Origin of the sequence: Methanocalculus sp., from assembly GCF_030651615.1 — an archaeon.
In the GTDB taxonomy this organism is placed as follows: Archaea; Halobacteriota; Methanomicrobia; order Methanomicrobiales; family Methanocorpusculaceae; genus Methanocalculus.
In genome coordinates, this window is the sequence record NZ_JAUSCG010000145.1 from 1 (window position 1) to 3,886 (window position 3,886).

General features: G+C 54.3%; 8 protein-coding genes and 1 pseudogene. All 9 read right to left on the reverse strand.

What is annotated here, in order from left to right; all coding sequences use genetic code 11:
• A partial coding sequence (gvpK, locus tag Q7V06_RS06295) for a gas vesicle protein GvpK (RefSeq protein WP_304839627.1) occupies nt 1-256 on the reverse strand: 256 nt, incomplete at its 3' end.
• 4 nt (nt 257-260) lie between these two features.
• Nucleotides 261-764, reverse strand: a complete 504-nt coding sequence (locus Q7V06_RS06300; RefSeq protein WP_304839631.1) for an Hsp20/alpha crystallin family protein — start codon at nt 762-764, stop codon at nt 261-263.
• A gap of 7 nt (nt 765-771) precedes the next feature.
• Nucleotides 772-1,347 carry a gas vesicle protein gene (locus Q7V06_RS06305; RefSeq protein ID WP_304839634.1) on the reverse strand — a complete coding sequence of 192 codons (576 nt, stop codon included), beginning with the start codon at nt 1,345-1,347 and terminating at the stop codon, nt 772-774.
• A 97-nt stretch (nt 1,348-1,444) separates the two neighbouring features.
• Nucleotides 1,445-1,612 (reverse strand): annotated as a pseudogene (locus Q7V06_RS10435) (gas vesicle protein); the annotation flags it as partial.
• Nucleotides 1,613-1,621: 9 nt separating this feature from the next.
• Nucleotides 1,622-2,101 carry an Hsp20/alpha crystallin family protein gene (locus tag Q7V06_RS06315; protein WP_304839639.1) on the reverse strand — a complete coding sequence of 160 codons (480 nt, stop codon included), beginning with the start codon at nt 2,099-2,101 and terminating at the stop codon, nt 1,622-1,624.
• Nucleotide 2,102: 1 nt separating this feature from the next.
• Entirely contained in the window at nt 2,103-2,375 is a 273-nt protein-coding gene (gene gvpO / locus Q7V06_RS06320; RefSeq protein WP_304839641.1) for a gas vesicle protein GvpO, read from the reverse strand.
• Nucleotides 2,372-2,602, reverse strand: coding sequence for a hypothetical protein (locus Q7V06_RS06325; protein WP_304839644.1), 231 nt, complete (start codon nt 2,600-2,602; stop codon nt 2,372-2,374). The genes gvpO and Q7V06_RS06325 overlap by 4 nt, the downstream gene beginning before the upstream one ends.
• Before the next feature lies 1 nt (nt 2,603).
• The gene (locus tag Q7V06_RS06330) at nt 2,604-3,386 is read right to left on the reverse strand and encodes a GvpL/GvpF family gas vesicle protein (protein ID WP_304839647.1); all 783 of its coding nucleotides are present in this window, start codon (nt 3,384-3,386) and stop codon (nt 2,604-2,606) included.
• The gene (locus Q7V06_RS06335) at nt 3,370-3,729 is read right to left on the reverse strand and encodes a hypothetical protein (protein ID WP_304839651.1); all 360 of its coding nucleotides are present in this window, start codon (nt 3,727-3,729) and stop codon (nt 3,370-3,372) included. Before Q7V06_RS06335 ends, Q7V06_RS06330 begins: the two co-directional genes overlap by 17 nt.
• Between the last annotated feature and the right edge of the window lie 157 nt (nt 3,730-3,886).

Below are 3,886 nucleotides of genomic sequence, written 5' to 3' on the forward strand. Positions count from 1 at the left end.
CAACCACCACCGAAACAAGCCCGTCCCGAACCGATGCAACTGATTCCATAATCCCATGCTGCTCTTTGATCTCATTGAGGGCGCAGTCGAGATCCATCAGGGCCGTACCAAGCCGCTCTGCCTCCTCCTCGGTCAGGATTCCCGACTCAAGACGATCGATCGCCTGGAGACGGAGTGCATCACTGATGATCTCGACCAGGCTGATCACCAGGGAGAGGAGCCCGTCCTTTAATGATGCCTCATCAAGTTCGATCATCGCGTCACCTCAGGATCACCTCAAGGATCCCGTTCCTGCACTTGACAAGCTCGATCTCTGCCGGACGCGGAAGTGCTACGACTGCTGCATACCGGCGGCCCGAGCCTTCGGCAGTAATACTGACCGATGAGTCTCCAATGGTAACAGATACGTCCTCCTCTGCTACCCCCGGGAGTTCAGCAATCAAGCGGAGGTATTCACCCTCATCAAAGAGATCTGTCATCGGTTCAATGACCGGATCGCGTGGCGGTGTGTGGCGTCTGGGATCAGATCCCGGTGCTCCCCGCTTCAGATCGGCCAGCGACCTGACACGGATGCCATAATCGACGACTGGAGCTGGTGTATCGGTTCTTCCTTCCATCCGGCGCTGGAGTTCTGTATCGGTCTCTTTGATCTTCTCATCAAGCTCCTGTGATCGTGACCTGAGCTTCTGTATCACATTCTTCATTCCGGGCAGGAGATCGTCCACGATCCCTTCCACAGTCGGCTCATCTTTCTTCTCTGTCATGTACATTTCACCCGGCTATCGTTATGTGAGATCCGCATCTTGAGGTGAGGAGGGAGCAGAGTGGTTGGAGCTTTCCGGTTGCGAGGCATACAACCGAACCCTTCAGATCCAGAGATACTGCATCCCGTTCTGTGTTATTTCCCTGCATCGTGGTCAGATGCCAGTTCCTGATCTCAGACCAGTCCAGGTCGATCAACGTCTCTTCCGGGACTCTCCTGATGATACGCAGACGCTTGTCCGTACAGATCAGTGAGCCGCTCCGCCAGACCCCGTCAGGTACACCGGCCGGAGAACAGGATGCCATTCCGGTGAGGAGGATGACTTCAGACGGATCGATGCAGGAGTATGTCCTTTTGATACGGAGCTTCTCTGCAGCAGAAGCCCGATGTGCTGCATCCCATTCCTCCCACATCCCGTACTCCAGCATCGTGCTGATCCCGGCAAGCGCAGCGGTGAGGTTGAGGCCGATGAGCGGAATCCCGGCGACCGAGATGATCAGATCCGCCCGGATAACAAGTCCTTTCTTCAGGATACGATCGAGGAGATCGACGACGGTTGCCTGATCACTCCGTTCTGCATACATCCTCAAACCGTCTCCTCTCAGATTCCTGATCCTGCATCCTGTTCATCTCTCTCCAGGCAGGTGCATTGAGATTGGTGCCGGAGGGGAACTCAAGGCCGTACTTCGCAGCAGTCTCAAAGGATGCAAGGGCTGCACGGATGGTGATGCCGAGGAGTTCGACGCCGACGACAGAGACGCAGATATCGGCATTGATCACAAGGCCTTTATCAAGGATTCGGTCGATGACATCAACAAGTGATGTGGGTTCGTTTCTGTTCGCCTGCATAACTGCCACCTACTCTTTTTGAAACCGGATCGTCAGAAGGCCGTTTCGATACGACTCTGTCCAGTTCCGGGAGGCACCTTCAGGAAGATCGATCCTCCTCTCAAAACGGCGTCCTTCTCTTCCGCCGGAGATGAGGACGCCCTCATCTTCTCTCTTCACGGTGATCTCCTCCTCTGCAATCCCCGGCAACTCAACGATCACCAGCACTTCACGCTCTTCATCAAAGATATCGACCACAGGTTCGCGGACACTCCCCCCTTTCTTCATCCCGAAGGTTTCTGTTGAGAAACCGCTTTTTCCCCGCTGAGTGGAGATATGGATCCCATAGATCCCGCTCTTCCGCTCTTTACCGATGGTGAAACGGCCTGTCCGCTCGACCTCCCCTCCTTCGGTGACCACTTCTGAGATCGCCTCCAGGAGATCTGATACTCCTCTCAATATCCCTGATACGGCCGGCTCTTCCTGCGAAGAATCCTTCTTCGAACTCATCTCATCCTCCTATATCCACTGTCATCTGGTTTCGTTTCCTTGCACCAATACGCCGATACTCGATAATATCGCCTTCACTATCGATGACGAACTCGTATGACCCGAGGATATCAAAGAGATCGGGGATGGAGACCCGTTCGATCAGTTCGATGGTGACGACCCATGTGTCATCATCCGGGATATGCACAACACCGGTCACACCACTCAATGGAAGTGGTGTAAATTCGCGGAGTGATCCCTTTGCTATTGCAACTGCATCTTTCAGCTTCATCATGTATCTCCTATCATCAATAATCGGCTCCGCATCTCCTGCATCCAGGCATGATACTCGTCTTCGGAGAGGTCACCCTCTTCGTATGCGATCTGCAGGTCAGAGATCTTCTGCCTGATCGCCCCAGCAGATGTCAACGTCTCCTTCTCAGCCTCCTCGATCAGCGCCTCTATGATCTGGCGCGAGAGGGTCAGGGGTACTGCGAGGAGATCATCGATGAAGAGTACCATCTCACCTCACCCGCAGATTGATGAAGGAGTACGGGGGTGACCGGAAATAGGAGAGGTGCAGTACTGTCCGATACTGCTCTTCTACCGTGTTGACCGCCAGATCGAAATCCGCCTCTTTCTGAACCGGCACAAGGAATGCTGCATTCAGGACGGTTTTATCACTTTTTGGGGTGGATACCCGGGTGTCGGCCGCGTGACCTCCCAGTGCTGAGACGACCTTTCGGCTGAGCTGATCCCTCCGCTTCTCAAGCTCCTGTGCGATACGTTTGCCGAGATCGATCTGCATCCGGTAGGAGTCCTTCTCTGAACGTCCTTTGATCTGATCTCTGAGGGTGGCAATAGCAGCATTCTCAGCTGCAATCGCCTCCATGACCGCATCCATCTTCCACTGTGCCCGTACCCCCAGTTCGACCATCCCGGTTATCTTCTTCTCCATCGCTTTGATGGTCCGGTAGTGCTGTTGGAGGAATGAGATGACATCCTGTTCAGTAGAGATATGGCCAAACCCCATCGGCAGGATCGTATACTCTTCTGCAATCTGCTCGACCACCTGCTGATGGTTCACCCCATGGTCGAGGATCTCGTACCGGTCTGATCCCGCATCCGATATGACCGCTGCAATGTCGCGGAAATGGAGTGTCACCACCTCAGCGCCGTCTATGCCGATCGTGCCGAAGTCACATGGCTTCTTTGAGGTGATGATACCGTAGACATACCGGTAGCGGGTCTTCTTCTTCTCGCGGCCGGAGCCTCTTGGTTGTGGGCGGCTAGTACTCGAACTCAAGCTCCTCATACGGACTCTCCTCTTTCTTCGCCTTGGCAGGTGGGGGTGCGGTCTTGCTGCTGGCAATCCCGGTATGTCTACGTTTTCTGATGTCGATGATGATCTCAGCCTTCTCTTTCTGGGCAAGGATCTTCCGCCGCGACTCGTTGACGATCCTCGTTGAGGAACGACGGCGTGCATACTCCTTCCTCTCAATGTCCCGTCTTGCCGAATCACCCAGAACTGAGCCATATTCTGATATTATTTCGGCTTTTACCGCTGCTTCTATCGAGGCGGTGATCGACGGGGCCTTTCTCTGCTGGATTCGTGTCCATCTTCCGGCAACATCGCGCATCGTCTTCATCTAAAACACTCCGGGAAGGACTGATCCCCTCTCTGTTGGTTCATCTTCTGATCCATAGCCCCATCCTTCATCTGACCGTCCATGTGATCGTGAGGATGAAGGCACTCCATGCATCCGGATCATCCGTTCAAGCAGTGCTTCACCATCCAGATCCCCG